Below are 26,968 nucleotides of genomic sequence, written 5' to 3' on the forward strand. Positions count from 1 at the left end.
TATGCTCTGGGGTGGGCAGTGAGGGCCATTAGCTCAATTGGCAGAGCAGCGGACTTTTAATCCGTTGGTTGTCGGTTCGAGTCCGACATGGCCTACGGCCGGGGAGCGCCCCGCGCGGTTTCGACCGGGCGGGGCGCTCCCGTGTGTTCAGGACCAGCCCGGATCGCGCGGGGTGGGGACCGACCAGCCGGGCTCGGCGACCACGCGGTGGCCGGGATCCCCGGCCGGGGACTCCGGGGCGGAGGCCCGGCCGGTGCCGTTCACGCCGGCGACGGCGATCAGGGCGGCGGCGGTGGCGGTGACGAGGGTGGCGAGCGTGCGGCGCATGGTGTCGATGCCTCTTATCGGACCGTGGGGATGAGGGCGGTTGGCCGGATCCTGCGCTCCGGCGTGCCGCCATCGTGCCGAGCGGACGGGCCGCTGTCGCCGGTTCGGCGGTGGCACAAAGCGCTCTGACACATCCCTGCCAACGGCCCCCACCGCTCCCGCCGCGCCGATGGGTGACGGTATGTCCGGCGGTGCTGTCCGCGTGATGGACGGTGTTTGTGCGGGCCGTGGCCGGTATGGACAATCCTGGGTGCAAGATCGGCCCTCGGAGGGCCGCGCATCCTGCCGCCAGCGTTGTCGGTGCAACAGCCGTGCTGCCGCTCCGAACCGCGAGCTGGGGGGCTCCCTTTGTTGGTTTCTCTCGGGCTGACCGAGCGCTCGGACGCGCTCTACCGGCTCATCCTCAAACGGCCGGATCTCGCCGTCGCCGCCGCGGCCGCCGAGCTGGGACGGCCGGAGGGCGACGTACGCGGCGACCTGGAGGAGTTGACCCGGCTGTCGCTGCTGGCGCCCTCCTGGCGCAGTGACGGACGGCTGCGCGTGGTCAACCCGAAGGCGGCCCTGGACTCGCTGCTCGCGCACCAGCAGGCGGAGATCGCCCAGCGGCACCGGGCGCTCGCCGAGAGCCAGGCCGCGGCGAGCGCGCTGCTGTCGCAGTACGCCGAACTGCACCCGGCGCCGCCCGCGCACGAGGCGGAGCGGTTCCTCGGAGTCGAGGCCGTGCGGGCCAAGCTGAGCGAGCTGTCGTCCCGCACCCGCCGCGAGTCGATCAGCTTCCACCCCGGGGGGCCCGTCCCCGCGGCCCAGTTCAGGGCCAGCGAGCCGATCACCGAGGAGCTCATCGAACGCGGGGTGAAGATCCGCACCGTCTACCAGGACGCGATCCGCAACGACCCGGCCAGCCTGGAGCACGCGCGCTGGCTGACCGAACGGGGCGGCGAGGTGCGGACGGTGCCGTCGCTGCCGATGCGGATGGTCATCGCCGACCGGGAGTTCGCCCTGCTCCCGATCGACCCCGCGGACAGTGCGCTGGGCGCGGTGCTGCTGCGGGAGCCGGGTGCCGTCGCCGCGTTCTGCGCCCTGTTCGACTCGGTGTGGGAGACGGCGCTGCCGTTCGGGGAGCCGCCGCGGCGGAGCCTGGACGACCCGGGCTCGCAGCCGCGGGAGCTGCTGCGGCTGCTGGCGCAGGGCTACACCGACGAGGCCGCCGCCCGCCGGCTGGGGATCTCCCTGCGCAGCGAGCGGCGGCTGATCTCCGAGTTGATGGAGAGGCTGGACGCGCACAGCCGGTTCCAGCTGGGGCAGCGGGCCGTCGAGCAGGGTCTGCTCTGACGTCCGGCCCGCGCCGGCCCCGTCAGCAGCCGCAGGCGGCGCCTTCGGCGGCGGGGGCGGTCAGCGGGTCGGGGGCGGAGCGGCGCAGCCCGGCGGAGTCCTCGACGGGGAAGCCCTCGCGGGACCAGTACTCGTAGCCGCCGAGCATCTCCTTGACCCGGTAGCCGGCGGTGGCGAAGGCGTGGGCGGCGCGCGTCGCGCCGTTGCAGCCGGGACCCCAGCAGTAGGTGACGACGGTGCTGCCGGGCGGTACGGCCTCGGCGGCGCGGGCCGGGATCTCGTCGGTGGGCAGGTGCACGGCGCCCGGGATGCGGCCCTGGGCCCAGGCTTCGGCGCTGCGGCTGTCGACGAGGACGAAGCCGGGGGCGCCGGACTCGATGTCGGCGTGGACGTCGGCGACGTCGGCCTCGAAGGTGAAGCGGCGGTGGAAGTGGGCGGCGGCGGCCGCCGGGTCGGCGGGCGGTACGCGCAGCACCTTGGAGGCAGTGGCGGCGGGGGCGGTCTGCGGGACGGTGGTCATGCGGTGTGCTCCTTGGGACGGGGGCGGCGCAGGGCCGCCACGGCGATGAGGCAGTACAGGGCCGCGGTGGCGGTACCGGGGCCGGCGAGCAGGACGGCGGCGGGCCGGTGGGCGGCCGCGCCGGCGGCGAGGAAGGCGAGGGCGAGGGCGGCGCCGGAGAGGACGCCGCCGCGGCGGGAGCGGCCGCCGCCGAGTTCGGTCCAACGGGCCGCGGCAGCCTGGAGGTTGGTCCGGCAGTACGACCAGCACAGCGCGGCCGCGGCCGCACCGAGGACGGCCGCCGCAGCCGGATGCGGCGGCGGGGCGGACGGGTCGTGGGGGGCGGCCAGTACGGCGTACAGGGCTCCGGCGGCGGCCAGGCCGAGCAGGGCGCCGGCCAGCACGCGGGGCCGGGCCGCGGACGGCACGGTCCCTTCGAGCCCGACCCAGCCGAACAGCAGCGGCACCGCCGCCGCGGCGGCCCACCATCCGGTGGCGCCGGAGCCGGGGAACGGCCCGCCGAAGCCCCACCAGGCGGCGGCCACCGCTGCCACTGCGGCGAGCCGCAGCCGCCGGGCGGCGGGCGAGGGGCCCTGCGGGCCGAGCCAGGCGCGGCAGGCGGCGGCGGCCAGCACGGCGGCGGCGACCACGTGGGCCCGCCAGCCGGAGTCGCCGCCCGGGGCGAGCGCGGCCGCGGCGTAGCCGCCCGCCGCGAGGGCGACGGCCGCCTGGCCGGTGGCGAAGCCGCCGAAGTACAGCGCGGTGGCCGCGCGGGCCGCGCGCGGGCCGAGCCGGTCCCGTACGAAGGCCACCGGCCCGCGGCGGTCCGTGCCGCCCGCGGCGGCTACGAGCAGGCACCAGCAGGCGAGCGCGGCGGCCACCGCCGCCACGACCCGGGCGGGCACCGGCCCGAGTACCCCCGGCAGCACCAGCAGCCCGGCCCCCAGCACCCCGAGCAGCGTCCGCCGCGCCCCTTCCGCCGGCCCGCCCGCGGCGGCCCGCGGCCCGCGCGGTCCGGCGGGGGCGGGCGCGGACACGGGGGAGGCGGTCACGACAGCTCGTGGAAGTACAGCGGGACCGACGCCGGGAGGGTGCTGCCCGCGGGCAGCAGGCGGCCCTCCGGCCACCCCGGCATGCGGGTCGCGAGGTCCACCGGGAGGCCCAGCCGCTCCGCGAGGAACGCCGACCAGCCCGGCATCAGCGGCGCCGCCGTGGCCGCGACCGCGGCGAGGAGTTCGGCGTGCGCGGCGAGGCGCGCCGCGTACCGGGCGCGCGGGCCGGAGGCCCGCAGCAGGGCCAGCTCGCGCAGGTCGGCGTCGGCCCGCTCCACCGCGGTGGCCAGGACGTCGGCCGCGCGCTGCGGGGAGAACGCCTCGGCGCCGAGGGCCTGCGCGATCCGTCCGGGCAGCGCGGCCCGCTCGGCGGCGGCCGGCCCCCCGGCGTCCGCGCCGTCCGCACCGTCCGCGCCGTCCGGGACGGTCGAGTCGAAGTCCCGGGCCAGCAGGTCCAGCACGGTGTCCGTCCACCGCTCCAGCGAGCCCGCCAGCACCGTGCTGACCGTGTCGGCGAACTCCTTCATGGAGAAGTTGTTCTGCGCCCGCTCGGGCCCGGTCAGGCACAGGTGGAAGCGGAGCGCGTCCGCGTTGACCCGCCGCAGGAACTCGCCGCCCCAGATGGCGTGTCCGCGGCTGGTGGAGAACTTCTCGCCCTCCAGCCGGTAGAACTCGTTCGTCACCACCTGCGCCGGCAGGGTCAGCCCGCCCCGCGCGAGCAGCAGCGCCGGCCACAGCACGGCGTGCGAGAACGAGCAGTCGAAGCCGATGAAGTTGACGATCCGGGTCTCCGGGTCGGTCCACAGCCGCTCCCACTGCGACCGGTCGCCGTTCGCCTCGGAGAGCCGGGCCGTGGCGGCCGCGTAGCCCCAGATGCCGCTGAACCAGGTGTCGAGGACGTGCCCCTCCCAGCCGGGCAGCGGCACGGGGATGCCGTAGCCGGCCTCGCGGCTGATCGGGGTGTCGGGCAGCGGGCCCCGCGCGAACAGCCCCTGCAGGTAGGCGACCAGGCGGGGCCGCCACTCGGCGCGGGCCTGCGCCTCGGCGTAGTAGGCGGCCAGCTCCTCGCGGCGCGGCTCCAGCGGGAAGACGATGCGGCGCAGCGTGCGCGTCTCCGGGGCGGTCCGGCAGGCGGTGCACTTGGGGTCGGCGAGGCCGGCCGGGTCCTGGGGGAGGCCGCAGGCCTCGCAGTAGACGCCGTCGGAGGGCTCCGCGCAGAACTGGCAGCAGCCGCGGACCTCGGCCTCGTACAGGTGGCGGTCGCAGGGCCCGCAGTGGAAGACGGGCAGCTCCTGCACCTCCAGCGCGCCGGACTCCCACAGGTCGAGGAAGAAGCGCTGGACGAACTCGGTGTGGACGGGGTCGGTGAGCGGGCGGGTGAACCAGTCGTGGTGCATGGCGCCCAGCGAGAGGGTCTCCTCCATGCGGTCGCCGAACAGCCGCGCCGTCGGGCGCGCGGTGGAGCCGATCTCGGCGGCCCGGCGGGGCACGTAGCAGGAGTGCTCGTCGGAGTAGCCCACGTGGCGGACGTCGTGGCCGCGCTGGCGCAGGTGGCGGGTGAGGACGTCCGCGCCGAGGAACGGGCCGGAGAGGTGGCCGAGGTGGAGGTCGCCGTTCGGGTTCGGCGGGGCGCTGGTGACGACGTACGCGGTCATGGCGTGGGGGTTCCTTCGGGGACGGTCACGGCAGGGGAGGCGGGGGCCGCCGTGTCGAGGGGCGGCAGGGCGGCGGAGGCGGCGGCGACGACGCGGCTGCGCGGCGGCAGGTCGTCCAGGACGACGGAGTGGGCGCCGATCCGGGAGTCCGCGCCGACGGTGACGGGGCCCAGCACGCTGGCGCCGGTGCCGATGACGACGCGGTCGCCGACGACGGGGTGGCGGCGCGATCCGGAGGGGCGGCGCAGGTCCTTCCACCAGCCGACGGAGCCCAGCGTGACCTGGTGGTACAGCATCACGTCGTCGCCGATGCGGACGGTCTCGCCGATGACGACGGCGGTGCCGTGGTCGATGAAGAAGCGGCGCCCGATCCGCGCCCCGGGGTGGATCTCGATCCCGGACACGGCGCGGGCGAGCAGGGACAGGGCGCGGGCTGTGACGCGGTGGCCGCCGCGCCACAGCCGGTGGGCGATCCGGTACGTCCACAGGGCGTGGATGTGCGGGTAGAGGAGCACCTCCGCGCGGGAGCGGGCGGCGGGGTCCTTGTCGAGGACGGTCGCGACGTCCTCGCGGAGCACCTCCCGCAGCGGCCGCCGCGCCGCGGCCGCTCCGGGCGCTCCGGGAGCTCCGGTGTCGCGGGTGGACTCACATGTGGTCATACGGGGCCTCCGGGCGGATCGGGTGGCCGGCGAGGAACCGCTGCGGCCGGTACGGCTCCAGCAGCTCCTGTACGGCCTTGCCGGGCACGGCCCCGCCCTCGGCGATCTCCAGGGCGGCGAGTTCGGCGACGGCGGGCGCGAGCTTGAAGCCGCCCCCGCTGAAGCCGAGCGCCAGGTAGAGGCCGTCGGGGCCGGCCGCGCCGACGACGGGCCGCTTGTCCGGGGTGTAGCCGTCCAGGCCGGAGCGGGTGCCGGCGAGCGGGGCGGCGGCCGCGGCGGGCACCCGGTGGGCGACGGCGGCGATCGCGGCCTCCAGCTCGGCCTCGGTGAGCGGCTCGACGTCCCGGCCGAGCTCGGTGTCGGGCTTGCTGGGCACGCCGAAGTAGAAGCGGTCCAGGCCGTCGGGCCGGAAGTAGCTGCCGGTGGTGTCGTCGATGCACGTCGGCACGGAGGCCGCCGAGCCGCGCCGCCCGGCACCGGGCAGTTCGGCCTGCGCGAGGCCGATGCGGCGGGCGGTGACGGGGATGTGGATGCCGAGGTACTCGGCGGGCGCCGAGCCCCACGCCCCGCCCGCCAGGACCACCAGCGGGGAGTCGATCCGGCCGATGGAGGTCAGGACGCCCGTGACGGTGCCGGCGCGTTCCAAGACCTTCACCGCGCGGATGCCCTCGGAGGGGGACACACCGAGCCGGTAGGCGGCGCCCAGCAGCGAGGCGGTGGCGGCGAGCGGGTCGGCGTAGCCGCCTTCCGGCTCGTACGCGGCGAGCCCGACGCCCTCGGTGCGAAGGCCCGGGTAGAGGGCCTTCAGTTCGGCGGCGTCGACGACCTCGGTGCGCCGGTAGCCGGCCGCGTCGCTCGCGGCGGCCGCGTTCTGCCGCAGGCCGTCGGCGTGGTCCTCGCCGACGATCATCACGAAGCCGGTGCGGCGGTAGCCGCAGTCGCCGCCGATGACGTCCGCCCACTGCTCGAAGACGGGCAGGCTGCGGGCGGCGAGGCGGGTGTCGGCGACGGAGGTGTGGTGCAGCCGCAGGAGGCCGCCGGAGCGGGAGGTGGCGCCCTGGGCGCTGACCCGGCCCTGGTCGCACAGGACGATCCGGCCGAGGCCGGCGAGGGCGAGCCGGTGGGCGATGGCCGCGCCGATGACCCCGCCGCCGACCACGACGGCGTCGGCGTGGGCGTGCACGACGGGGCTCATGCCGCGCCCCGCCCGTCCGCACCGGGGGCGCCGTCCGCACCGGGGTCCGCGATGCCGAACTCGGCGGCCCACTTGGCGCGGTCGCGGGCGACGGCCTCGGAGCCGCCCCACCAGATGGTGAGGAAGCGGAGCCGCTCCGCGCCGTCGTTGGTGAGGTCGTGGTCGAGGCCGGGCGTGATGAAGACGGTCTCCCCGGCCCGCACGCGGCGGGTCTCCGAGCCGATCCGCATCAGCCCGCTGCCCTCGGTGACGAAGAACATCTCGTTCTCGTCGTGCAGGTGCGCGGTGGAGGTGGCGCCGGGTGCCACGTCGACCCAGGCGCCGCCCCAGTTGGGCTCCTCGACGGCCTCCGGCCAGGGGAAGATCCGCCGGCCGCTGACGTTGTACTGCTCCTCGAAGACCATGTCGTCCTCGTGGGCGGTGAAGATGTGCATCGCGTACGGGTTCCAATCAGGCGGCGACGGGCGCGGCGGGCCGGCTGAGGCGGGCCCGCAGGTCGCGGTGGACGGTGTCGGCCTTGGCGGCCATCTGGCTGAAGGAGGTGGCGCTGCCGATGCCGTGCCGCCACTCGGTGAGGCCGTCGAGGTAGATCCCGACCTCGCAGTCGCCGGTGGTCTCGGCCCGGTAGGCGCGGGTGACCTCGGGTCGGCCCTGCGGGTCGAGCCGCAGGTACGGGACGAACGCGGCGAGCTGCCGGGGCAGGGCGGGCTCGCGGTAGCCGGTGCAGACGATCACGGCGTCGGCGGTGACCAGTCCCCGCTCGCCGGTGAAGACCTCCTCGGTGGCGAGCCGCACCCGGCCGCCGTCCTCCTGCCCGACGGAGGCGATCTCGGTGCGCCGGTGCATGTGCAGCCGGTTCCGGCCGGTGAACCGGTCCTGGTAGGCGGCCTGGTAGAGGGCGGTGGAGACGTCCGGGTCGACGGCCGCGTAGTTGGTGGCGCGGGCCTGCTCCAGGGCGCGTTCGCGCTGCTCGCCTTCGAGTCCGTAGAAGTAGTCGGTCTCGGCCGGGAAGTAGACCTCGTTGCTGAAGTGGCCGAGCTCGTACATCCGGAAGCCGGCGTGCCGGACGAGGGAGTGGATCTGCGCGTCGGGGTGCTGTGCGGCCAGGTGCAGGACGATCTCGCCGGCGGTCTGGCCGGCCCCGATCACGGCGATGCTGCGCAGCGGGGTCCCGGAGAGCGCGGCGAGGGCCGGCAGCAGCCGCGAGGCGTGGAAGACCCGCTCGCCCAGGTGCGGGCGGAGCAGCTCGGGCACGTACGGCTCGTGGCCGGTGGCGAGGGCGACGTTGCGGCCCTCGACGGTGTGCAGGGAGCCGTCGCGGGGGTCGCGGGAGGTGACGCGGGCGGTGCGGACGCGGCCGTCGGGCCCGGTGACGGGCTCGATGCCGAGGACTTCGCGGTGGTATTCGACGGTGCCGCGGACCTGCCGGGCGGCCCACTGGACGTAGTCCGACCACTCCAGGCGGCTGACGTAGCCGCCCATCAGCGTGAACGGGTAGAAGCGGCCGCTCTGCTGCAGGTAGTGGGGGAAGGTGAAGCGGGAGCGGGCGTCGCGCGGGGTGGCGAAGTCGCGCAGGAAGTGATGCTGGATGTCGGTGCCGGGCAGGACGAGGTTGGGCTGCCAGGCCGAGTCGGCGGCCTTCTCCAGGTAGCGGGCGGCGAGCGGCGGGCCGCCGGCCGCGTCGTCGTGGTCCTCGACGGCGGCGGCGAGCGCGATCCCGGAGGGCCCGAATCCGGCGACGACGAGGTCCTGGACGGCGGTGTCGCGGGCGGCGGCCATCACGCGGCCCCCGCCGCCGCGCCGAGCCCCTCCAGGGCGGCGGCCAGCGCCGCGCGGATGATCCGGCCGGCGTGGTCGATCTCCTCGGCGGTGCAGTTCAGCGGGGGCAGCATGCGCACGACGCAGTCGTCCCGGCCGCCGAGTTCGAGGATCAGCCCGCGGCTGACGGCCTCCCACTGGACGCGGCGGGCCAGTTCGGACGCGGGCCGACCCGTGGCGGGGTCGGTCAGCTCGACGCCGGCCATCAGGCCGAGGCCGCGTACGTCGGCGACCCACAGGCCGAGCTCGCGCAGCCCTTGGAGGTGGACCATCAGCTGGTCGGCGCGGGCCCGGACGTTCTCCAGGACGCGCTCGCGCCGCACCACCTTCAGGGTGGCGGCGCCCGCGGCGAACGCGGGCTGGTTGCCGCGGAAGGTGCCCGAGTGCGCGCCGGGCTTCCACACGTCGAGCTTCTCGTCGTAGAGGATCACGGAGGCGGGCAGCCCGATCCCGGACAGCGCCTTGGAGGCGCACACCACGTCCGGCTCGATGCCGTACTGCTCGAACGCGAACCAGGTGCCGGTGCGGCCGCAGCCGCTCTGCACCTCGTCCACGATCAGCGGGATCCCGAGCCGCCGGGTGACCTCCCGGACCCGCTGGACGAACTCGACCTCGGCCGGGATCACCCCGCCCTCGCCCTGCACCAGCTCCATCAGGACGGCCGCGGGCGGGGTGAGGCCGCCGTTGGAGTCGGTGAGCGCCTTCTCCAGGAACGCCGCGCAGTTCACCTTGCAGGTGTCCCGGGTCAGGCCGAGCGGGCAGTCGTGGCAGTGCGAGTACGGGAAGAAGTGCACGCCCGGCATGCGGCCGCGGACGGGCTCCTTCTGCTCGACCAGGCCGGTCACGCTGAGCGCGGCCAGGGTGGCGCCGTGGAAGCCGCCCTGGAAGGTGACGACCTCGTCGCGGCCGGTGGCGGTCTTGCACAGCTTCAGCGCGGCCTCGACGGCGTTGGCGCCGGTCGGCCCGCAGAAGTGGATGCGGGTGCGCCCGCGCATCGGCTCGGGCAGCATCCCGAGGGTCAGCTCGGTGAACTCGTCCTTCACCGGAGTCGGGAAGTCCAGGCCGTGGACGAACTCGTCGAGCTGCCGGTGCGCCGCGGCCAGCGGCTCGGGGTGGTTGTGGCCGAGCGAGAGGACGCCCGCGCCGCTGAGGAAGTCGAGGAAGACGTTCCCGTCGAGGTCCTCGACGTACGAGCCGCGGGCGCGGCGGATCGCCATCGGCAGCTTGCGCGGGTAGGAGCGCGAGTTGGACTCGCGGCCGGCCTGCCGGTCCAGGAGTTCGGCGCTGCGGGGGCCGGGCAGCGGGCCGGTGACGCGGGGCTCGCTGTAGATGCGGTCGGCGGGGGCGTCGATCGTGGCGGTCATGGGGCGGAAGGACCTTTCCGGTCAGGCGGCGGCGAGGACGGCGTCGCGGCCGGGCGCGGCCGTGGCGGACAGGCGGGCGGTCAGGGCGTCGGCGAGGGTTGCGGCGCGCAGCGACAGCAGGCTGAAGGAGCCGGCGTCGCCGATGCCGTGGCTGGACTCGCACAGCCCGTTGAGGAAGAGCGGCGGGACGCCGTCGGCGACGGGCTCCAGGGCGTAGTCGGCGGCGACCTGCAGGCGGCCGTCCGGCTCGGTGGCGAAGAGCGGCGCGAGCGGGGCCATCAGCGGCGGGCACAGCTCCTCGTGCGGGCCGGGGCCCATGTTGCGGAAGCCGGTGGCGAGGACGGCGAAGTCGACGGTCTCGGTGGTGCGGGCGCCGGTGGTGCGCTCCAGGAACTCCAGGGCGATCCGGCCGTCGGGGGCGGTGGACACGCCGGTCGCCTCGTGGTTGCCGCGGACGAACGTCCGCTGGTCGCCGTCGAGTTCCTGCTCGTAGATGGCCATGTACAGCTCGCGCAGCACGTCGCCGTCGGAGGAGGAGTAGTTGGTGCCGTGCATGTACGCGTCGAGGGCCTTCTTGGCCTCGCGGGGCGCCCGGAAGTAGTAGTCCGTGAACTCGGGGAAGTAGCCCTCCTCGCTGAAGGGGCTGGTGTCCTTCAGCTTCAGGGTGTGCGAGCGGGTGTACGTCGTCACCCGCGTCCGCGGGAAGCGGCGCGAGAGGTCCAGGGCCAGCTCGACGGCGCTCTGGCTGCCGCCGATGACGGCGACCGACTCCGGCTCCCGCCCGTCCCCGGTCAGCTCGGCGAGCTTCGGCAGGTACCGGGTGAGGTGGAAGATCCGCGGGGTGCTCAGGCCGTCGTACGGGGCGGGGACGTACGGGGTGCGGCCGGGCGCCATGACGAGGGTGCGGCCCAGGTGGCGGTCGCCGGACATGGTGGTGACGGCGTAGACGCGCTCGCCCTGCTCCTGCACGACCTCGACGTGCGCGGCGCGCTGGTTGCAGTCGACGAGGTGGGCGAAGAAGCCGGCCGCCCAGCGGATGTAGCCGGCGTACTCCTTGCGGAGCGGGAACTCGGCGGGCAGGTTCAGGTGGCGCAGCAGCCGGCCGTGCTCGTGCAGGTAGTTCAGGAAGGAGTAGCGGCTGCGCGGGTTGCGCAGGGTCACCAGGTCGCGGCTGGGGTGGTTCTGGATGTCGGAGCCGTCCAGGAGCATGCCGGGCTGCCATTCGGGGCTCGGCCTGGCCTCCAGGAACCGTGCGGTGAGCGGTGAGCCGCGTTCCTCCAGGGCGATGGCCAGGGCGAGGTTCGCGGGGCCGAAGCCGATGCCCAGGATGTCGTGGACGGGGACGGGCTGCGCCGCGGCGGCCTGGGCTGCGGAGGCGGTGCCGGCCGGTGCGGTCGGGTGCGTCGGTGCGCTCATCGCGTGGTCTTCCTTGCCTTGACAGTGGTGAGGGTCGGGTTGCCGTCGAAGTCGATGCGCAGGCCCGTGATCCGGTCGGCGGCGTACACCCGCTGGTCGGTGCGGTACCAGAGCGGCACCAGCGCCAGGTCGGCCATCGCGACGGCCTCCGCGCGGCGCCAGAATCCGGCCCGCCCGGCCGGGTCGGCGCAGCCGCGGGCGCGGGCCACGAGGGCGTCGAACTCCGGGTTCGCGTAGCGGCCTTCGTTGTCGCCGTGGGCGGTGCCGGCCGCGTCGGGCGCCGTGCAGGAGGAGTGCAGCAGCGGGTAGAGCACGTTGTCGGGGGTGGGGTAGTCGCAGGCCCAGCCGGCCCGGCAGAAGCCGGCCGCGCCGATCGAGGTGCGGTGGTCGACGAGCCCGCGGGCGTCGGTGCGCAGCAGCTCGACCCGCCAGCCCAGCACCTCCTCCAGGCCGCGTGCCAGGTCGGCGACCCACGCGTCGTGCCCGGCACCGGTGTTGTACGCGAACTGCACGCTGCTGCCCGGCCCGAGCCCGGCGCGCAGCGCGGCGGAGCGTGCCCGGTCCGGGTCGAAGGCCGTCCAGTCGGCGTCGGCCGTACCGCGCGGAGTGTGGGCCTTGCCGAACCAGGGGGAGAGCAGCGAGTGGGCGGGGGTGCGCCGGCCGTGGAAGTGCCGGTCGACGAGCCCCTGCCGGTCGATGGCGGCCGACAGGGCCCGGCGGGCGTCGAGGGAGTCCATCGGCGCCCGGTGGCAGAACGGGATCAGGTAGAACAGCCCGGCGCCCTCCTGCTCGGTGAAGCCGTCGCGGGCGGCGGCCTCGGCGGTGCGGGCGGGCGGGATGCGGGCGTAGTCGTAGGTGCCGTCGAGGAAGCGGGCGTACTCGTCGTCGAGCCCGGTGACCGGGTCGAGGACGTCGATGTGCACCTCGCGGACCTCGGGCGCGGGCCCGAGGTTCCACCGGTCGTTGCGGACGAGCCGGATCGCCCGGTGGTGCTCCCAGGGGCCGGCCATCTTGAACGGGCCGTTCCCGATCGGCATGTCGTTGTAGGCGGGGTCCAGTGCGGGGCCCGCGCACTCCGGGACGGGGCTGAAGACCGGCTGGAGCGTCTTCAGGTCGAACTCGACGTCCGGCTCGGACAGCTCGACGACGAGCGTGGTGTCGTCGGCGGCGGTGAAGGAGCGCACGCCCGCCAGGTGGTAGGCGGTCTCCGTGGCCGCCGCCGGGTCCAGGGCCCGCGACCAGCCGCGGACGAAGCTGTGGGCGGTGACGGGCTCGCCGTTGGAGAACACCGTGTCGGGGCGCAGGGTGAACGTCCAGGTGGTGGCGTCCGCGTTGCCCTCCCAGGCCACGGCGGTGGCCGGGGCGGGCGCGCCGTCCCCGTCGAGGGCGAGGAGGCCGGTGAAGAGGAGCTTGCAGACGAGGATGCCCTCCCCTTCCTGGGCCTTGTACGGGTCGATGGCGGTGGGCTCGGTGATTCCCATGCGGAACACGGGGTCGTCGGCGTGCACGGTGGGGCTCTTTCCGCTTCGGGTGTGGGCGGGGGGCGGCGGGCGCGGCGGGTCAGGAGGCCGCGGCGGCGGCCCGGGCGGGGACGACGACCACGTCGAGCCGCTCGTCCAGCTCGGCGGCGAGCCGCTCCACCCGGTCGATGTCCTCGGGGCCGCGGTAGGGCGCGGCCACCGCCAGCGAGCCGGCGATCTCGTACCAGCCCTCGGGGGCGCGCCGCAGCCGGTCGCCGGGCCGCGAGGCGGGGATGTACGAGCGGAAGTGCGGGGAGTGCGCGGCGTCGCCCGCGTTGTTGCGGACGAGGGTCCCCGTCCGGTAGGCGAACTTGATGCAGGCCGCGGCGCGCGGGACCGCGGCGCGCGGCACCTCCCCGTCCAGGACTGCGGCGAGGGCGTCCGCGTCGTCGCCGGCGAGCACGGCCTTCGCGTACAGGCGGACCGGGTCGATGCCGTGGACCTCCCGCAGGTTGCGGTAGTTCTGGCCGCCGCTCATGCGGGTGGCGAACTCGACGACCCGGTAGCGGCCCGCGGAGTCCTGCCGGAACTCGGCGTTGAAGAGGCAGTGCCGCACCCCGAGGGCGGCGGTGATGCCCTCCGCGGCCGCGACCAGCTCCGGCTCCTCCTGCGGGGTGCGGAAGGGGAGGGTGTAGAAGTCCTCCTCGAAGTACGGGCCGGGCATCTGCATCTTGTTGGTGACGCCCACGAGGTGGAAGCGCCCGTCCAGGACCACCCCGTCGAGGGTGACCTCCTTGCCGGGCAGGAACTCCTCCAGCAGCGCGATCTCGGGCCCGTCGCTGGGGAAGTAGCCGCCCCACTCCTCGGCGAGCCGGGCCACGTCGGCCAGGGCCCGCTCCAACTCGCCGCGGTCGCGGACCAGGCTGACGCCGATGCTGGCGGCGAGCGCGCTGGGCTTGACGATGAACGGGTACGTGAAGGCCTCGGCGGCGGCCAGGCCCGCCTCGACGCCGTCGACGGCCGCGAACCGCGGTGCGGGCAGGCCGTGTGCGGTGAGGAAGGCGCGCTGGAGCCGCTTGTCGCGGGAGATCGCGTCCGCCTCGGGGCGCGGCCAGCGGTGGCCGAGCAGCTCGTTGACGCGGGAGGTGACGGCGATGTCGCTGTCGTAGAAGGTGATCGCGGAGGCGATGCCGAGGCGGCGGGCGGCGGCCGCGCAGTGCTCGGCGAGCGCGGCGCCCTCCAGGTCCTCCGGGATCGGGACGACGCCGGCGAACCGGCCGTCGTCGGAGGCCTGCGCGACCGTGGTCGCGAGGTGGACCTCCAGGCCCATCCGCTCCAGCGTCTCGATGTGCTCGCGGTGCCACGCGTAGGTGTTCCGCATGATCAGCAGGATCTTCACGCCGCCGCCCCCTCGCGCACGGCGCCGGCGGCGGCCACGGCGGTCTCGACGGCGACCTCCGAGGTGAGCCGCTCGGCCGCGGCGACGGCCGCGGCGGTGTCCGGCCCCGAGGCCAGGACCTGCCCGACCCGGTCCCAGTTGCCGCGCAGCGCGCCGACGGTGTCGCCGGGCCGTACGGCGACCTCGACGTCGATGGTGGTGTCGAGGGCGCGGGCCCGGTCGGCGCCGGTCACCGCGGTGACCGTGCCGGGCTCCGCCGACAGGAAGCGCGTGGCGGCCGCGCAGCGGGCGGCCGGGCGGGCGGTGAGCGCCGGGACCAGGCGGAACTGCCAGGCGACGATCCACTCCTCCAGGTCGATGCCGTAGGCGGTGTCCAGCAGGTCGAAGATCCGGTCTCCGCCCATCCGGTTGTGGCTCTCGATGACCTGCGGGCCTCCGGGCGCCAGCCGCAGCTCGGTGTGCGCGGCCCCGTCGGCGAGGCCGATCGCGTCCAGGAAGCGGACGACGGCCTCCTCGATGCGCTGCTCGTCGGCCGGCGCCAGCCGGGCCGGCAGGGCGTGGCCGAGCTCGACGAACCCGTCGCCGGTCAGCTTCTCCGTCACGGCGAGGACGATGTGCCGCCCGGCGAAGGAGAACGTCTCGACGCTGTACTCCGGCCCCGGGATGTACTGCTCGGCGATGAACCGGCCGATGGTGAAGAACGACCCCCACTGCAGGTCCGTACGGGCGCGCAGCGCCTCGACCCCGGCCCACGCGGCGGCCGCCTCGGCGGGCCCGTCGATCCGTACGACACCCAGGCTGGCGGTGGCGTCGGCCGGCTTCAACACGAACGGGTAGCCGTGCTCGGCGCCGAACGCGGCCAGCGCCTCCGGCCCGTCGACCTCCGCCGCGGCCACCGACAGGGCGCGGACCCCGGGGGAGTCGGAGGCGGCCAGGTGCCGGCGCATCGCGTGCTTGTCCCGCAGCCGTTCGGCGACCTCCTCGGTGGTGCCGCCGAGGCCGAGGTGGTCGCTGATCCGGGCCGCGGGCACCAGGCCCGGCTCGGTGATGGAGACGACGCGGGTGAACCCGTACGCCCGGTGCGCGGCCTCGACCAGCGGGCGGGTGGTCTCCCAGTCCGTGTAGTCGGCGATGATCACGGCCTCCGCGAGGCGGGCGGCCTCGGGCACGAACTGGTCCTTGTGCTGGATCAGCACGAAGCGGATGCCGAGTGCCGCCGCCTTGCGCAGCGTCTGTATCCGTCCGCCGACGACGAGAAGCTTGTGTTCGGTCATGGCCGGAACACTGCCGGAGGAATTCCGCCCGGGGAACGCCCGGAGGCTGGCACAAGAATGCCCGGCACGAAAGACGCACCGGCCCGGCGGCGGGCGGGCTCCCCGCGAGGGGGCCAGGGCCCCGCAGGCACGAATGTGCCAGCCCGGTTCATGCCAGCCGATTCCCCTTCTCCCCGCCCTGACCTGCGGGTTCCATGGTGGGCACCACCTCATCCCCCGTTTGGGAAGGAGCCCCCCATGGCCGGCGAGGAACCCTTGCGCCGTCGATTGCGGAATCTGCCCGGCAGTGCCTGGGTCATCTTCTCCGGAATGTTCCTCATCAAATTCGGGAATTTCCTCAACGTATTCCTGGTGCTGTTCCTGGTCTCGCGCGGTTTCTCCGCGTTCCAGGCCGGCGTGGCGCTCGGCGTGGTCGGGGTCGGCGCCTTCGTCGGCAACGCGGTCGGCGGGACGGTCGCCGACCGGTTCGGCCGCCGCACCGCCATCGCGGTGTCGATGTTCGGCAGCAGCGCCGCCACCGCCCTCGTGCCCCTCGCCGACGGGCTGCTCGAAACCACCGCACTGGTCGGCGTCGTCGGCGTCTTCGCCCAGCTGTACCGGCCCGCGGCCGGCGCCCTGCTCGTCGACGTGGTCCCCGAGGAGCAGCGGGTGACGGCCTTCGCCGTCCTGCGCCTCGCCATCAACGTCGGCATGGCCGTCGGACCGCTGGTCGGCGGCCTGCTCAGCGGGGCCTCGTACACGTACGTCTTCCTCGGCGACGCCCTGTTCTCCTTCGCCTTCGGCGTGCTCGCCCTGTGCACCCTGCCGGGCGGCCGCCCGCCGGTCCAGGACCCCGCGGAGGCGGCGGAGCGCGGGCGCGGCGGCTACCGGGCGGTCTTCGCCGACCGGCCGTACCTGCTGTTCCTGGGGTCGATGGTCGCCGCCACGTTCGTCTACGGGCAGTCCACCGCGACCCTCCCGCTGCACGTCACCGACGCCGGCCACGACAACAAGGCCTACGGCCTGCTGCTCGGCCTGAACGCCCTGCTCTGCGTGGTGATCGAGCTGCCGCTCACCCGGCACACCGAGCGCCGCACCCCCCGCCGGGTGATCGCCGCCGGCCTGCTCCTGCTCGGCCTCGGCATGGCCCTGACGGGCACGGTGCAGGCGGTGTGGCTGCTCGCGCTGACCGTCGTCGTCTGGACGGTCGCCGAGACGGTCTACACGCCGATCGCGAACGCCTACCCGGCCGAGTTCTCCCCCGCGCACCTGCGCGGCCGCTACCAGGGCGCCGAGGGCATCGCCCACACCCTCGGCGGCGCGCTCGGCCCGGCCGTCGGCGGCCTCCTCTACGGCATCTCCGCCCCGCTGCACTGGGTGGTCTGCGGTGCCGTGGCCGCGCTGGGCGCCGGCCTCGCGCTGGCGGCGGTCCCCCCGGTCCGCGCCCCGAAGCGCGCCGTCCCGGCCGCCGAGCCGGCCCCCGCGGCCTGACCCCCCTCAACCCCTGCCCGCCGACCCGTCCCCCTTCAGGAAGGAACCCCGATGAGCCCGCTCGCCGACACGGACGTGCACCGCATAGACATCCCCTCCGCCACCGAGGACCCCGCCGCGTACGTCGACGCCCTCCTCGCCGTCGCGGGAGACCGCGACCCCTTCGACGTCCTCGCGAAGACGCCCGTCTGGGCGGCCCGCCTCTTCGCCGACCTGCCCACCGAGCTCGCCGAGACCGTCCCCGAACCGGGCGAGTGGCCCGCCGCGTTCATCGTGGGCCACCTCTTCGACGTCGACGTCGTCTACGGCTTCCGCTGGCGCCTCGTCGCCACCGAGGACGACCCGGTCTACCCCGGCTACGACGAGCAGCTGTGGGCCCCGCTGCCCCGCCTGCCGTTCCGCCCGATGCTCGACGCCTGGACCGGGCTGCGCGCCTCGAACGTCGCACTCCTCGCCGCCCTGCCGCCCGCCGACTGGCAGCGGACGGGCCGCCACGGCGAGCAGGGCGGCGAAACGATGGAGGTCATGATCCGCAAGGTCGTCGGCCACGACATCGCGCACATCAACCAGATCTACCGGGCCATCCGCCTCGTCCGGCAGGCCGCCGGCCTCGACGTCGCCGAGCTCGACGCCACGTACGCCTCCCTCGGCCTGCGCTGACCCGCCCGTACCCCACCCCCTGTTCGTACCCCCCTCAGAAGGGACCCACCGCCATGACCACCGCCCTCCGGACCCCCGTCCCGGACACCATCGCCGCCGTCGGCCCGGACCTGCGCGACGACCTGCGCGAGAAGCGCCACGCGCTGGTGTCTGCCGCCGACCTGACGCTCTCCCCGGAGCTCGCCGCCGCCTTCGGCGACCTCCAGGCGTCCTGGGGCCGGCTCACCCCGGACGTCCACTTCGGCGGCGGCGACCGCGCCGTCCGCACCCGCCGCTACAGCGACTTCGCGTTCACGCCAGCCACGGGCGAGCTGGTCCCGCTCGACCACGTCGCGTACTTCCAGAGCGAGGCCATGAACGCCTTCGTCGGCGGCATCGAGCGGCACTTCGGCGACGTGGAGGAGTCGACGTACACCAACCCGCTGTTCCGGGCCCTGGTCCGCTACGACTTCGACAACCTGCCCATCGAGGCCGAGTACCGCGACCGCGCCTGGGTGTGCCAGATCCACCAGATCCGCATCGAGATCAACCCGGGCCAGTACAACGAGCTCGTTCCCGAGGGCATCCACTCCGACGGCTACCCGTGGGCCGGCCTGCACCTCATCTCCCGCGTCGACGTCGAGGGCGGCCACAGCACCGTCTTCACCTGGGACGAGGAGCCCCTCGCCAAGGGCACGTTCCTCACCCCGCTCGACTCCCTCATCTTCGAGGACCGGGCGATGAAGCACCACGTGACCGGCCTGAGCGCGGGCGAGGACAAGGGCGGCTACCGCGACGTGCTCGCGATCTCCTTCTCCCTGCCGGGCTCCCCGTACGAGACGCTGGTCTGATGCCGGCGGCAGCGCTGGCGCTCGACGAGCCGTTCGACGTACTGGTCGCGCCGCCCCCGCCGGCGGCCCCCGCGGTCTCGGCCGAGATGGCCGCCGCCGACATCCCGCAGGTCATCGCGCTGCTGCGGGCAGCGCCGCAGGCCGCGTACTGCGAGTGGGAGGACGAGGCGCTCCTGGCGGGGCACCTGGCCCACTCGGCGGACCTGTGCCGCGTGGTGCGGACCCCGTCGGGCCGCGTCGTCGCCGCGCTGCTGGCCGGCTCCTTCGGGGTGCGCGGCAGCATCAGCCACGCGGTGGTCGACCCGGGCCACCGCCGGCTGGGGCTGGCGCGGGTGATGGCGGCGGACGCCCTGGAGGCCTTCCGGCGCCGCGGGGTGCGCCGGATCTTCCTCGCCGTCCTGGACGGCAACGAGGCGGCGACCGCCCTGTGGACCGGGGTGGGATTCCGGCCGGCCCTGGGGGAGAGGACGTTCGAGTGCGACCTGTAGCAGCCCCCGCCGCCCCCGCCGCCCCCGCCGCCCCCGCCGCCCCCGCCGCCCCGGCCGCCGTGCCCGCGCCGGCGTCCGCGCCGCGGGCGTGGGCGGCCGGGCTCGGGCAGGCCGTGCCCGTGATGCTCGGCTACGTGCCGGTGGCCTTCGCGTTCGGCGTCCTCGGGCACACCGCGGGCCTGCCCTGGTGGGCGTCGGCGGCGATGTCGGCGTTCGTCTACGGCGGCTCCTCGCAGTTCGCCGCCCTCCAGCTGCTGGCGGTCGGCGCCGCCCCGTACGCGGTCGTCCTGACGACCTTCGTCGTCAACCTGCGGCACCTGCTGCTGTCCGCGGCCATCGCGCCGCGGCTGGCCGGCTGGCGGCGCCGGGAGCAGGCGCTGTTCGCGTACGAGCTGACCGACGAGGCCTTCGCCGTGCACTCCGCGCAGTGGGCGGAGCGCGCCGAACGCCCCAAGGCGGAGGTCTTCGCCTTCAACACCGCCGTCCACGGGTCGTGGGTGGCGGGCACGCTGGCGGGCGTCCTCGCCGGGGACCTGGTCACCGACGTGGAGGCGCTCGGCCTGGACTACGCGCTGCCCGCCATGTTCATGGCCCTGCTGGCGGCCGGCGTCGTCGCGGACCGGCGCGGGCTGGCCGTCGCCGTGCTGGCCGGCGGCCTCGCGGTGGGGCTGACCCTGCTCGGCCTGGAGTACTGGGCCGTCCTGGCGGCCGCGGCCCTCGCGGCCACCTTCGGCCTCGCCCTGACCCCCCGCGAGGAGCGCTCCCGCGCCCTCGGGGAGGGCGCCGCACCCGCGGAAGGAGGTGCGGGACGATGAGCGGCCCCGTACTCGCCCTCACCATCGCCGGGATGGCGGCCGTCACCTTCGGCCCCCGGCTGCTCCCGACGCTGTTCCTTGCGGCGGCGTCCCTGCCCGGGCCGGTCGTGGTCTGGCTGCGGCAGGTGCCGCCGGCGGTGATCGCCGCGCTGCTCGCCCCGCCGCTGTTCGTGCCGGACGGCCGCCTGGACCTCGGGCCGGGGAACTTCGGGCTGTGGCTCGCGGTGCCGACGCTGCTGCTGGCCTGGCGGACGCGGAACTTCTACCTCACGATCGCGTTCGGCATCGGATCCCTGGCGCTGCTCCGCTTCCTGGCGGGCTGAGGAGGTGCTTCCGGCACCGTCTTCGATTCGTTCGGCACGGCGCTGACCTGCACTTATAGCTGCATCGAGGGGGTCGCAGGGGCGCCCCGGGCGACAAATGGGCGCAGGCCCCCGCTCCGATGGCGTAGGGTTGTTCCTACCGACGCGGGGTGGAGCAGCTCGGTAGCTCGCTGGGCTCATAACCCAGAGGTCGCAGGTTCAAATCCTGTCCCCGCTACTCAGTACGAGGCCCGGCTTCCTATGGAAGCCGGGCCTTCGTCGTTCCTCCATCCTCTCCGAGAGCCTCCGCCGTGACGGTGCGTGAGGGAGCGGCAGCGGGCCGCAAGCGTGGTGAGGATGCGTCAAGAGGCGCGCGTGGCCGAAGAGATGCGCAAGTCGAGGGCTGTATGCCCTTCTTGAGCGCCGGATGCCAGATTTGTCTGCCTCAAAACCGGCCGCTCCGGGCCCCCTTGGCCGGAATGATCAAGCGCAGCGGCTTGGAATCATTCCCCTGCGTCTATTACCGTTCGATAACGCAGTGCGGTCGTCCCAGCCGTCGCAAGAGGCGGCGCCGTGTGCGTTCGACTGTCCCCCTGAGGAGTGTGCCCCGGTGGCCTCCAACGTGCCTGCGCCCGACGGCATCGAGATCCAGGAGCCGCCGTCCCCCGGCGCCTGGGGCGAGTGGAACCCCACCGAGGACTCCGTCCGGCCCGTCCGCGGCAAGCACCGCGTCGCCAAGCAGGGCGGGGGACTCGCCCGCAGCTCCACCGTCCTCGGCGTCGGCATCATCGCCGCGGTCGGTGCCGGCGGCATCGCCACCGCCCAGGACCGGCCCCAAGTCCCCATATCCATACCGTCCTTGCCGGGCCTCGCCGACGACGACACCGGCCCGGACACCGCCTCCGAGGGCGGCAGCGGCGCGCGTACCGGCATCCTCGCGCAGCAGGCCGAGGCGCCGGACGCCGGCGAGGTCCTGCGCACGCGCATCCTCCAGCAGGCCGAGCACCAGAACGACGCCGCCGACGCGCAGGTCCGCGCCGAAGCCGTCCGGGCCGCGCAGGAGGCCGCCGCGGCCGAGGCCAAGGCCGGTCGCGAAGCCGCGGAGAAGGCCGCCGAGGAGGCCCGCGCCGCCGCGGAGAAGGCGGCCGCCGAAGCCGCCGCCGCGAAGGCCGAGGAGGAGCGGATCGCCAAGGCCGCGGGCAACTACTCCCTGCCGACCTCCTCGTACACCATCACCTCGTACTACGGCGCCTCCGGCGCCATGTGGTCCTCCGGCCACCACACCGGCCTCGACTTCGCCGCCCCGACCGGCACCCCCGTCAAGGCCGTCGCCGGCGGGAAGATCATCTCGGCCGGCTGGTCGGGCGCCTACGGCTACCGCATCGTCCTCCAGCTCCCCGACGGCACGGAGGTCTGGTACTGCCACCTGTCCTCGATGTCCGTCACCTCCGGCCAGGTCGGCGCGGGCGACACCATCGGCCGCGTCGGCGCCACCGGCAACGTCACCGGCCCCCACCTCCACCTGGAGGTCCGCACGGGCGGATCGGCGACGGATCCGCTGGCGTGGCTCCGCTCCAAGGGTCTGACCCCGTAGGCAGTCCGGGCCTCCGTGCCGCCGGCACGAACGGCCGCCGCGGCGGCAGCAGGTCCTCCAGAGCCGCCGCCCGGGCCAGCGCCGGCCCGGCCGTGGCCCTGCGCTGCCACAGGCGGCGCAGCAGCTCGGCCTCCCGCCCCGCGAACTCCGGATCCCAGGCCGGGCCCGTCCGCGCCCGGTGCCGCAGCAGCGCCAGTGCGGCCGCGTCCGCCTCGTACCGGGCCACCGCCCGGCCCGCGGCCCGGCCCCCGCTGCGCCGCGCCAGCGCCCTCGCCAGGGACCGCGCCGGCACCGAAGCCATCGCCGCCACCTCCGCGGGAGCGAGCCAGCCCGCGGCCGCGTACACCTCCAGCTCCCCGGCCACCTCCCGCAGCCTGCGCCGCCGCATCCGCACCGCCAGCCACAGCAGCAGCCCGAACAGCGGCACCATCACGCAGCCGTACACCCGGTAGAAGCCGTACTCGCCCATCCGCGACGAGCTGTTCCACAGGGCGTGCAGCCCCACCGCGAGAGCCAGCCCCAGCAGCGGCAGCCCGCACCGCGCCGGCCGGGACCGCCGCCGGCCCGCCCGGACCGCGGCCGCGGCACCGAAGCCGAGCCCCGTCAGGACCGTGAACAGCGGGTGCGCGAACGGCGACAGCACGATCCGCACGAAGAACGTCGCCAGCGTCACCGAGTCGAGGACGCCCACCGAGCCCTGGAGGTCCTCGGTGAACGCGTTCCCCAGGTAGAGGACGTTCTCGGTGAACGCGAATCCGGTGGCCGTGAACCCGGCCACCGTGAACCCGTCCGCCGGCCCCGTGAACTGCCGCCCGCGGAAGGCGAACACCGCCAACAGGGCAGCGGCCTTCGCGCTCTCCTCCACCACCGGCGCGATCGCCACCGAGCCGAGCAGGTCCGCGTCGGACGGGTCCGCGGTCGCCCCCGCGATCCACTCGGTCGCGAAGTCGTTGGCCAGTATGGCGATCAGCGCCGCGGTGCAGGCGCCCCAGGCGAAGCAGAACAGCAGCAGCGGCCACGGCCGGGGCGCCGCCCGGCCCAGCCACCGGAACGCCGCGAGGAGCGGCGCCACCGGCAGCACGGCCAGGCCGAGGCCCACCAGGAAGCCGGCGGTGCCGGTCTCCTGCCGGACGAGTTCGAGGATCGCCAGGCCGGAGGCGGAGAGGACGGCGAGCACGCACGCCCGCGCACGGAAGCGCAGGGGGACCTGCGCCCGCACACGGGGGCGGGGGAGTGCCGGGAACACGCGATGACTCTAGCGAGCCGTCCCGACACGGGGAGTGACCTCAGGCGTTCTCCACCCGGCGGAACAGCAAGTCGTGTACGACGTGCCCCTTGTCCAGGCCCTGCCCCTCGAAGCGGGTCAGCGGCCGGAAGTCGGGCCGCGGTGCGAAGCCGCCGTCCTCCTGCGTGTTCTCGAACAGCGGGTGGGCGGAGAGGACTTCGAGCATCTGCTCGGCGTACGGCTCCCAGTCGGTCGCGCAGTGCAGCACCGCGCCCGGCGCCATCCGCGTGGCCGCGAGGTCCAGGAACTCGGGCTGGATCAGGCGCCGTTTGTGGTGGCGGGCCTTCGGCCAGGGGTCCGGGAAGTAGACGCGGATGCCCGCGAGGGAGGCCGGCGGCAGCATCTCCCGGAGCAGGATGACCGCGTCGCCGTTCGCCACGCGGACGTTCGTCATGCCGCCGCGCTCGGCGAGGGCGAGGAGGTTCCCCTGGCCGGGGGTGTGCACGTCGACCGCGAGGATGCCGGTGTCCGGGTCGGCCGCGGCCATCTGCGCCGTCGCCTCGCCCATGCCGAAGCCGATCTCCAGCACGACGGGCAGGCCGCCGAAGAGCCGGTCGAGGTCGAGGACCTCGCGCCCGTCGATGTCCAGGCCCCAGGTGCCCCAGAGCCGCTTCAGGGCCTCGCCCTGCCCGGTGGTGACCCGGCTGCGCCGCGGCTGGAAGCTGCGGATCCGCCGCTCGTGGTGCGAGCCCGCCGGGTCGGGGGCGGGGCCGTCGGGGAACCGCGGCTCGGTGCGCCACTTGGGCGGCACGTAGGAGTTCGCCGCGGGCTCGGCTTCCGGGGCGTCGGGCTGGGGGGTACGGGACTCAGACACAATCCCGGAATTCTACGGCCCGCCCCCGCGCCCCGCCCGCCGACGGCTCCGCGGGCGGGTGGGCCGGGTCGCCGGGCGTACGGGGCGCGGGCGCGGGCGCGGGGGCGCGGGGGCGCGTCGGGCCGCGGGTCAGGCGCGGGCCAGGCTCTCCAGGGCGCGCCGGGCGATCTCGCGCCCGATCGGCAGCGACGCGGTCGCCGCGGGCGACGGCGCGTTCAGCACGTGCACGGTCCGCGGCGCCTCCCGGATCAGGAAGTCGTCGACGAGCGTCCCGTCCCGCAGGACGGCCTGCGCCCGCACGCCCGCCGCGGCCGGCCGCAGGTCCTCGGCGGTCACCGCGGGCAGCAGCCGGCGCACCGCCTCCGTGAACGCCGCCTTCGACAGCGAGCGCCGGATCTCCCCCGCCCCGTAACGCCAGTGCCGCCGCGCCATCCGCCACGCACCCGGCCAGGCCAGCTCGTCGGCGAGGTCCCGCGGTCGCACCACGCTCCAGCCGTACCCCTCGCGGGCCAGTGCCGGCACCGCGTTCGGCCCGACGTGCACCCCGCCGCCGATCCCCCGCGTCAGGTGCACCCCGAGGAACGGAAACGCCGGGTCCGGCACCGGGTAGACCAGTCCGCGCACCAGTTCGGGCCGCGCCAGGTCGTAGTACTCGCCGCGGAAGGGGACGATCCGCATGCCGGGGTCGTCCCCGGCCAGCCGGGCGACCCGGTCGCAGTGCAGGCCCGCGCAGTTCACCAGCGCCCCGGCCCGCACGACGACGCCGGCCGTCGTGCGCACCGCGACCCCGCCGGCCCGCCGCGACACCAGGTCGACGGCGCCCCCGTAGACGATCTCCGCCCCGGAGGACTCGGCGAGCTGCCGCGCCACCAGCCCGTAGTCCGCGATCCCGGTCGTCGCCACGTGGATCGCGGCCGCCCCGCGGACCTCCGGCTCGTACTCGCCGATCTGCGCCGGCCCCAGCTCGCGCACAGGAATGCCGTTCTCCCGGCCGCGCTGCACCAGCGCGTGCAGCCGGGGCAGCTCCTCGCGGTCCGTCGCCACGATGAGCTTGCCGGTCACCTCGTGCGGAATGCCGTGCTCCGCGCAGAACTTCACCATCTCCGCCGCGCCGCCCACCGCGAAGCGCGCCTTCAGCGAGCCGGGCCGGTAGTAGATCCCGCTGTGGACGACCCCGCTGTTGCGGCCCGTCTGGTGCCGGGCCGGGCCCGGCTCCTTCTCCAGCACCACCACCCGGGTCCCCGGCGCCAGCCGCGACAGGGCGTACGCCGTCGACAGCCCGACGATCCCGCCGCCGACCACGACCACGTCGCAGTCGGCCCTGCCCCCGGCGCGCACCGCGCCGCCGCCCACGCTGTCCTCCAAGCCGCCACCTCCCACCCCTGCATACTGCACCCCGCCACCGACAGGACGGCAGCCGGCCTACGCGGGGGCCACCAGCAGGGGCCGGGCCCGCTCGCGCAGCTCGGCGACGCGCGGCTCGTCCCCGTACGGCTCCAGCCGCTGCAGCAGGTCCCGTACGTACTCGGTCGTCCGCGCCGACGAGATCCGGCCCGCGACCTCCACCGCCCGCGCCCCCGCGGCGCACGCCGCGTCGAGGTTGCCCGACTCCAACTCCGCGACCGCGCTCACCACGAGCCGCAGGCCGTGCGAGCGCACGTACTCCTCCGTGGGCCGCGACAGCGCCTGCTCGGTGAAGCGGCGCACCTGCCGGGGCAGCTTGAGGTCCCGGTAGCACTCCGCCGCGTCCGCCGCGAACCGGTCGTACGAGTAGAAGCCCAGCCAGGTCGGGTCCGGGTCGCCCGGACGCGCCCGCTCCAGCCAGCCCTCCGCGGCCCGCAGCGCCGCCCCGGCGGCCGCCGAGTCGCCCGCCTTCGCGTGCGCCCGCGCCTCGACCAGGCGGAAGAAGCTCATCGTGCGGGCGGTGGCCAGCCCGCGGTTGCGCTCCACGGCCGCCTGCGCGAGGTCGACGCCCTCGTCGGGGAAGTCCCGGTACGTCGCCTGCAGCGACATCGAGGCCAGCACGTACCCGCCGAGCGGGACGTCCGCTGCGGCCCGCGCCAGGCGCAGCGCCTGGATGTAGTAGCGCTGGGCGGCCTCCTGCTGGCCGGTGTCGAAGGCCATCCAGCCGGCGAGCCGGGTCAGCTCGGCGGTCGCCCCGAACAGGGCGCGGCCCACCTCGTCGCTGTACGAGCCGAGCAGCAGCGGGGCGGCGTCCACCCGCAGGCACTCGGGCACCATCGAGGAGCGCCAGTCGCCGCCGCCGTACTTGGAGTCCCAGCGGCGGGCGTCCTCGGCGGCCTCGCGGAGCTTGCTGACGTCGCTGTGGCCGACGCGCTGCGGCGAGGCGTCGGCCAGGCCCACGACCGCCGGGGGCGGTGCCGCCGGGGCGACGCCCGGCGCGGCGGGGGCGTGCGGCGTGCGCGGGGTTTCGCCCGGAGGCTGCGGGGGCACAACCGCGGGCGGCGCGGGCGGTAAGGCAGGGGTGGCCGGAGCCGAACCGGCCGCGGGTGCGGAGCCGCCGTGCGGTGCGGGTTCGCGCGCCACCGAGCCGTCGGCGGGTGATATCAGCCAGCGCGAGACGGGCGTCGCGTACGCCGACACCGAGAAGGAGCCGGCCAGCGACTGCCAGATCCCTCCGCCGCCGCGGCGCCCGGCGAGGTCGAGCCGGTACAGGTCCGTGGCCGAGCGCACCGCCGCGCCCACGTCGCGGGGGAAGGCCAGCCCCACCTCGGGCGCCGGGTCGGCGTCCGCCAGGCCGATCTCGTGCAGCGGCACCGGCCGGCCCAGCTTCGCGCCGATCGCGGCCGCGATCAGGTGCGGGGCCGCGCCCTGCGGCACCATGCCCTTCGACACCCACCGGGCCACCGAGGTCTTGTCGTAGCGGAGCGTCAGGCCCCGCTGGGCGCCCAGGTCGTTGACGCGCCTGGCCAGCCCCGCATTGCTGATGCCCGCGAGGGCGAGGACGGCGCCGAGCTTCTCGTTGGGTTCGCGGAGCTCCCTGGACATGCGCCACCCCTCGTCACACGCGGAACGCACACAACTCATACGCCGCCGGGGCATAGGCGCCCGGCATTTCGTAAACCCAGCGTAGTTCCCCGCCTCCCAAGCGTTAAGGCCCCGACTTCCGTATGGCGGGATTGTTGTCCGCCCGCACAGTCCGCCCCGGCCCGGCGGCGACGGCGCACGCCCGCCCGCGTGCTCCGGCCGTGTGGCCGTGCGCCCGCCCGTGCGCTCTGGCCGGTCGCCCGGCCCGGCGA

General features: G+C 75.2%; 25 protein-coding genes and 2 tRNA genes. 10 read left to right on the forward strand and 17 right to left on the reverse strand.

The features are described 5' to 3' along the window. Positions 1-22 precede the first annotated feature (22 nt). Positions 23-95: transfer RNA gene (locus IE170_RS03870), tRNA-Lys, on the forward strand. A gap of 52 nt (positions 96-147) precedes the next feature. Here the strand turns inward: IE170_RS03870 and IE170_RS03875 are convergent. Beyond that, the gene (locus IE170_RS03875; protein ID WP_189807868.1) at positions 148-327 is read right to left on the reverse strand and encodes a hypothetical protein; all 180 of its coding nucleotides are present in this window, start codon (positions 325-327) and stop codon (positions 148-150) included. Positions 328-675: 348 nt separating this feature from the next. Between IE170_RS03875 and IE170_RS03880 the strand changes: the two genes are divergently transcribed. Further along, the gene (locus tag IE170_RS03880; protein ID WP_189807869.1) at positions 676-1,659 is read left to right on the forward strand and encodes a helix-turn-helix transcriptional regulator; all 984 of its coding nucleotides are present in this window, start codon (positions 676-678) and stop codon (positions 1,657-1,659) included. Between the two features lie 22 nt (positions 1,660-1,681). On the opposite strand, the gene IE170_RS03885 is transcribed toward IE170_RS03880, so the two are convergent. From IE170_RS03885 to IE170_RS03940, 12 genes are read right to left on the reverse strand one after another with little or no spacing between them, the layout of a single operon-like run. After that, positions 1,682-2,179, reverse strand: a complete 498-nt coding sequence (locus IE170_RS03885; protein ID WP_189807870.1) for a rhodanese-like domain-containing protein — start codon at positions 2,177-2,179, stop codon at positions 1,682-1,684. Then, entirely contained in the window at positions 2,176-3,210 is a 1,035-nt protein-coding gene (locus IE170_RS03890) for a hypothetical protein (RefSeq protein ID WP_189807871.1), read from the reverse strand. Before IE170_RS03890 ends, IE170_RS03885 begins: the two co-directional genes overlap by 4 nt. After that, a complete protein-coding gene (locus tag IE170_RS03895) occupies positions 3,207-4,865 on the reverse strand; it encodes a class I tRNA ligase family protein (RefSeq protein ID WP_189807872.1) in 1,659 nt (552 codons plus the stop codon). Before IE170_RS03895 ends, IE170_RS03890 begins: the two co-directional genes overlap by 4 nt. Then, complete coding sequence (gene epsC / locus IE170_RS03900) at positions 4,862-5,524, reverse strand: serine O-acetyltransferase EpsC (RefSeq protein WP_189807873.1); 663 nt, start codon at positions 5,522-5,524, stop codon at positions 4,862-4,864. Before epsC ends, IE170_RS03895 begins: the two co-directional genes overlap by 4 nt. Continuing rightward, entirely contained in the window at positions 5,511-6,719 is a 1,209-nt protein-coding gene (locus IE170_RS03905) for an NAD(P)/FAD-dependent oxidoreductase (protein WP_189807874.1), read from the reverse strand. Before IE170_RS03905 ends, epsC begins: the two co-directional genes overlap by 14 nt. Further along, the gene (locus tag IE170_RS03910) at positions 6,716-7,153 is read right to left on the reverse strand and encodes a cupin domain-containing protein (protein ID WP_189807875.1); all 438 of its coding nucleotides are present in this window, start codon (positions 7,151-7,153) and stop codon (positions 6,716-6,718) included. Before IE170_RS03910 ends, IE170_RS03905 begins: the two co-directional genes overlap by 4 nt. A 16-nt stretch (positions 7,154-7,169) precedes the next feature. Then, complete coding sequence (locus IE170_RS03915) at positions 7,170-8,498, reverse strand: SidA/IucD/PvdA family monooxygenase (protein ID WP_189807876.1); 1,329 nt, start codon at positions 8,496-8,498, stop codon at positions 7,170-7,172. Next, positions 8,498-9,901 (reverse strand): diaminobutyrate--2-oxoglutarate transaminase family protein, encoded by a 1,404-nt coding sequence (locus IE170_RS03920; protein ID WP_189807877.1) that lies wholly within the window; start codon positions 9,899-9,901, stop codon positions 8,498-8,500. Before IE170_RS03920 ends, IE170_RS03915 begins: the two co-directional genes overlap by 1 nt. 21 nt (positions 9,902-9,922) lie before the next feature. Beyond that, on the reverse strand, positions 9,923-11,317 hold the full coding sequence (locus tag IE170_RS03925) for a SidA/IucD/PvdA family monooxygenase (protein WP_189807878.1): 1,395 nt from the start codon (positions 11,315-11,317) through the stop codon (positions 9,923-9,925). Next, complete coding sequence (locus tag IE170_RS03930) at positions 11,314-12,825, reverse strand: ABC transporter substrate-binding protein (RefSeq protein ID WP_189807879.1); 1,512 nt, start codon at positions 12,823-12,825, stop codon at positions 11,314-11,316. The genes IE170_RS03925 and IE170_RS03930 overlap by 4 nt, the downstream gene beginning before the upstream one ends. A 52-nt stretch (positions 12,826-12,877) precedes the next feature. Beyond that, a complete protein-coding gene (locus IE170_RS03935; protein ID WP_189807880.1) occupies positions 12,878-14,176 on the reverse strand; it encodes an ATP-grasp domain-containing protein in 1,299 nt (432 codons plus the stop codon). Further along, complete coding sequence (locus IE170_RS03940; RefSeq protein WP_189807881.1) at positions 14,173-15,450, reverse strand: ATP-grasp domain-containing protein; 1,278 nt, start codon at positions 15,448-15,450, stop codon at positions 14,173-14,175. Before IE170_RS03940 ends, IE170_RS03935 begins: the two co-directional genes overlap by 4 nt. A gap of 309 nt (positions 15,451-15,759) precedes the next feature. Between IE170_RS03940 and IE170_RS03945 the strand changes: the two genes are divergently transcribed. The 8 genes from IE170_RS03945 (at position 15,760) to IE170_RS03980 (ending at position 21,609) form a co-directional block, all read left to right on the forward strand. Then, positions 15,760-16,920 (forward strand): MFS transporter, encoded by a 1,161-nt coding sequence (locus IE170_RS03945; protein WP_189807882.1) that lies wholly within the window; start codon positions 15,760-15,762, stop codon positions 16,918-16,920. Between the two features lie 51 nt (positions 16,921-16,971). Then, positions 16,972-17,580 (forward strand): DinB family protein, encoded by a 609-nt coding sequence (locus IE170_RS03950; RefSeq protein ID WP_189807883.1) that lies wholly within the window; start codon positions 16,972-16,974, stop codon positions 17,578-17,580. Positions 17,581-17,633: 53 nt separating this feature from the next. Next, a complete protein-coding gene (locus IE170_RS03955; protein WP_189807884.1) occupies positions 17,634-18,410 on the forward strand; it encodes a 2OG-Fe dioxygenase family protein in 777 nt (258 codons plus the stop codon). Continuing rightward, positions 18,410-18,898: a GNAT family N-acetyltransferase gene (locus tag IE170_RS03960; protein ID WP_189807885.1), complete on the forward strand. Its 489-nt coding sequence runs from the start codon at positions 18,410-18,412 to the stop codon at positions 18,896-18,898. The genes IE170_RS03955 and IE170_RS03960 overlap by 1 nt, the downstream gene beginning before the upstream one ends. After that, positions 18,886-19,713, forward strand: coding sequence for an AzlC family ABC transporter permease (locus tag IE170_RS03965; RefSeq protein WP_189807886.1), 828 nt, complete (start codon positions 18,886-18,888; stop codon positions 19,711-19,713). Before IE170_RS03960 ends, IE170_RS03965 begins: the two co-directional genes overlap by 13 nt. Further along, on the forward strand, positions 19,710-20,036 hold the full coding sequence (locus tag IE170_RS03970) for an AzlD domain-containing protein (RefSeq protein ID WP_189807887.1): 327 nt from the start codon (positions 19,710-19,712) through the stop codon (positions 20,034-20,036). The genes IE170_RS03965 and IE170_RS03970 overlap by 4 nt, the downstream gene beginning before the upstream one ends. Before the next feature lie 143 nt (positions 20,037-20,179). Further along, positions 20,180-20,253 (forward strand) — tRNA-Met (locus IE170_RS03975). A gap of 372 nt (positions 20,254-20,625) precedes the next feature. Continuing rightward, positions 20,626-21,609, forward strand: coding sequence for a M23 family metallopeptidase (locus IE170_RS03980; protein WP_229884582.1), 984 nt, complete (start codon positions 20,626-20,628; stop codon positions 21,607-21,609). On the opposite strand, the gene IE170_RS03985 is transcribed toward IE170_RS03980, so the two are convergent. The 4 genes from IE170_RS03985 to IE170_RS04000 all read right to left on the reverse strand — a co-directional run bounded on the left by IE170_RS03985 (position 21,518) and on the right by IE170_RS04000 (position 26,717). Further along, the gene (locus tag IE170_RS03985) at positions 21,518-22,855 is read right to left on the reverse strand and encodes a PrsW family intramembrane metalloprotease (RefSeq protein WP_308428358.1); all 1,338 of its coding nucleotides are present in this window, start codon (positions 22,853-22,855) and stop codon (positions 21,518-21,520) included. The two genes, IE170_RS03980 and IE170_RS03985, sit on opposite strands and share 92 nt — an antisense overlap. Before the next feature lie 40 nt (positions 22,856-22,895). Beyond that, positions 22,896-23,708, reverse strand: coding sequence for a tRNA (guanosine(46)-N7)-methyltransferase TrmB (gene trmB / locus IE170_RS03990; RefSeq protein ID WP_189807889.1), 813 nt, complete (start codon positions 23,706-23,708; stop codon positions 22,896-22,898). Between the two features lie 129 nt (positions 23,709-23,837). Then, a complete protein-coding gene (gene lhgD / locus IE170_RS03995; RefSeq protein WP_223857195.1) occupies positions 23,838-25,073 on the reverse strand; it encodes an L-2-hydroxyglutarate dehydrogenase in 1,236 nt (411 codons plus the stop codon). A gap of 57 nt (positions 25,074-25,130) precedes the next feature. After that, positions 25,131-26,717, reverse strand: a complete 1,587-nt coding sequence (locus IE170_RS04000; RefSeq protein WP_189807890.1) for an NsdA family TPR-like regulatory protein — start codon at positions 26,715-26,717, stop codon at positions 25,131-25,133. Positions 26,718-26,968: the final 251 nt, after the last annotated feature.

Source organism: Streptomyces toxytricini, from assembly GCF_014649915.1.
Lineage (GTDB): Bacteria > Actinomycetota > Actinomycetes > Streptomycetales > Streptomycetaceae > Streptomyces > Streptomyces toxytricini.

What these genes read in the sequence shown, in the direction of transcription:
- IE170_RS03875 (WP_189807868.1), bottom strand. Translation starts at nt 327, where the DNA reads ATGCGCCGCACGCTCGCCACCCTCGTCACCGCCACCGCCGCCGCCCTG.
- IE170_RS03885 (WP_189807870.1), bottom strand. Translation starts at nt 2,179, where the DNA reads ATGACCACCGTCCCGCAGACCGCCCCCGCCGCCACTGCCTCCAAGGTG.
- IE170_RS03895 (WP_189807872.1), bottom strand. Translation starts at nt 4,865, where the DNA reads ATGACCGCGTACGTCGTCACCAGCGCCCCGCCGAACCCGAACGGCGAC.
- epsC (WP_189807873.1), bottom strand. Translation starts at nt 5,524, where the DNA reads ATGACCACATGTGAGTCCACCCGCGACACCGGAGCTCCCGGAGCGCCC.
- IE170_RS03905 (WP_189807874.1), bottom strand. Translation starts at nt 6,719, where the DNA reads ATGAGCCCCGTCGTGCACGCCCACGCCGACGCCGTCGTGGTCGGCGGC.
- IE170_RS03910 (WP_189807875.1), bottom strand. Translation starts at nt 7,153, where the DNA reads ATGCACATCTTCACCGCCCACGAGGACGACATGGTCTTCGAGGAGCAG.
- IE170_RS03915 (WP_189807876.1), bottom strand. Translation starts at nt 8,498, where the DNA reads ATGGCCGCCGCCCGCGACACCGCCGTCCAGGACCTCGTCGTCGCCGGA.
- IE170_RS03920 (WP_189807877.1), bottom strand. Translation starts at nt 9,901, where the DNA reads ATGACCGCCACGATCGACGCCCCCGCCGACCGCATCTACAGCGAGCCC.
- IE170_RS03925 (WP_189807878.1), bottom strand. Translation starts at nt 11,317, where the DNA reads ATGAGCGCACCGACGCACCCGACCGCACCGGCCGGCACCGCCTCCGCA.
- IE170_RS03940 (WP_189807881.1), bottom strand. Translation starts at nt 15,450, where the DNA reads ATGACCGAACACAAGCTTCTCGTCGTCGGCGGACGGATACAGACGCTG.
- IE170_RS03945 (WP_189807882.1), top strand. Translation starts at nt 15,760, where the DNA reads ATGTTCCTCATCAAATTCGGGAATTTCCTCAACGTATTCCTGGTGCTG.
- IE170_RS03950 (WP_189807883.1), top strand. Translation starts at nt 16,972, where the DNA reads ATGAGCCCGCTCGCCGACACGGACGTGCACCGCATAGACATCCCCTCC.
- IE170_RS03955 (WP_189807884.1), top strand. Translation starts at nt 17,634, where the DNA reads ATGACCACCGCCCTCCGGACCCCCGTCCCGGACACCATCGCCGCCGTC.
- IE170_RS03960 (WP_189807885.1), top strand. Translation starts at nt 18,410, where the DNA reads ATGCCGGCGGCAGCGCTGGCGCTCGACGAGCCGTTCGACGTACTGGTC.
- IE170_RS03970 (WP_189807887.1), top strand. Translation starts at nt 19,710, where the DNA reads ATGAGCGGCCCCGTACTCGCCCTCACCATCGCCGGGATGGCGGCCGTC.
- IE170_RS04000 (WP_189807890.1), bottom strand. Translation starts at nt 26,717, where the DNA reads ATGTCCAGGGAGCTCCGCGAACCCAACGAGAAGCTCGGCGCCGTCCTC.